Annotated in this window: 2 protein-coding genes; one reads left to right on the top strand and one right to left on the bottom strand. The window is 75.3% G+C overall.

Annotated elements, in window-relative coordinates:
- The first annotated feature begins 151 nt into the window (after window positions 1-151).
- Window positions 152-541, top strand: coding sequence for a hypothetical protein (locus ON36_RS28520; RefSeq protein WP_157225036.1), 390 nt, complete (start codon window positions 152-154; stop codon window positions 539-541).
- Here ON36_RS28520 and ON36_RS28525 read toward each other — a convergent pair.
- A partial coding sequence (locus tag ON36_RS28525) for a hypothetical protein (protein ID WP_043660137.1) occupies window positions 523-1,481 on the bottom strand: 959 nt, incomplete at its 5' end. The genes ON36_RS28520 and ON36_RS28525 overlap by 19 nt on opposite strands.

Genomic DNA, 1,481 nt, shown 5'->3' on the forward strand with positions numbered 1-1,481 from the left:
CGCCGCGACGGCACGGCCGCCTCGCGCGGTGCCCGGCGCGCCGCGCGCCCTAGCCGGCGCATCGCCCGTGCCGGGCCCGCCACTGGATACACTCGGCACGCGAGTTTCCCGTGTTCGTCCGCCGTATCGTGCACTGACCATGGAGGTCGCCGTGTCCGGATCCGTCGAGGTGACCGTGGCGCTGTCCGGCGCCGGGCTCGATGCCGAACAGCTCGACGAGAACACCCGCAGGCTGCGCACGGAGCTGCTCGGCCTCGACGTCGAGCACGTCACCGCGGCGGCGGGGCCGCCCGCGCCGGAGGGGACGCGCGGTGTCGACATGGCCGCGATCGGTCAGCTCGTCGTCGGTGTCGGTCCGGGCCTGGTGGCGTTGCGTCAGCTGCTGGAGACCCTGCGTGGCTGGCGGTCGGACCGGCGGGGCGTCGGCATCGTCGTCCAGATCGGCGACGACCGGATCGAACTGGACGAGGCCTCCGACGACAGCGAGCGGGAACTGGTCGAGGCGTTCGTCCGGCGCCACGCTCAGGTCGCGGAGAGCTGAGCCGGCGTCGCGGCGCGGGCGCGCGCCCGGCGACCGGTCGGCGCGAGCAGCACCGCCACCACGACGCCCGCCGCGAACAGCGCCGAGGCCGACAGCAGATACCCCGCGACACCGGCCGGCTCACCGGTCCCGGGATAGCCCGCGGCCGCGGGCAGGGCGGCGCCGGGCAGGCTCGCGTAGACCAGGACGACGGTGAGTCCGGCGCACCAACCCAGGATCCCCGCGACGCCGACCCCTCGCGGGGAGACGGCGACCGCGCAGACGGGCACCACGAAGGCCAGTGCCATCAGCCAGGCGGGGCCCCATCCGTGGTGTCCGGGCCAGTTGTCCATCACGCCTGCTCCGTGCACGACCGCGCCCACCCAGGCGACGACACCGACGCCCGCGATCAGTGCCGCGACCGGGTCGAGCGGATTGCGCACGGACACCCCGTCGGTCCAGAGCATCGCGCCTACCAGGAGCCCGGCCGCGACCGCGCACGTCAGGTGGGCGCCGAACCACAGGGTCGTGCCGATCGCCCAGTACTCCCGCGGTCCCCAGAGGCTCCACAGATACCACGGCGTCGTCGCGCACAGTCCCAGCGCGAATCCCGACCCGAGGTGCCTGCCGAGCCGCGCACTGAGCAGGGCCAGCCCGGCGAGCCCGACCAGGGCGGCCAGGCCGAGCACCGGGACGAGGACGCGGTAGTACTCGGCGGTATCCAGCAGTGTCCGGTCGTCGGTGTCGTAGGGCACGAAGGGATAGGTGGCCATCATGGCGGCCGCCCCGATCAGCCCGAGTCCCGCGAGGCGGCGGAGGCCGCGGGGATCGGCCCGGCGGGCGGCAAGCGTGGCGATCACGGTGCCGCCGACGGGGTGGTCGCGGACCGGCCCGGTCGCGGGCAGTCGCCGCCGGTCTCCGGCTGCGGCCGGCGCGCCGCAGTCGGCTGCGGTCGGCCACG

Origin of the sequence: Nocardia thailandica NBRC 100428, from assembly GCF_000308795.1 — a bacterium.
Taxonomy (GTDB): domain Bacteria; phylum Actinomycetota; class Actinomycetes; order Mycobacteriales; family Mycobacteriaceae; genus Nocardia; species Nocardia thailandica.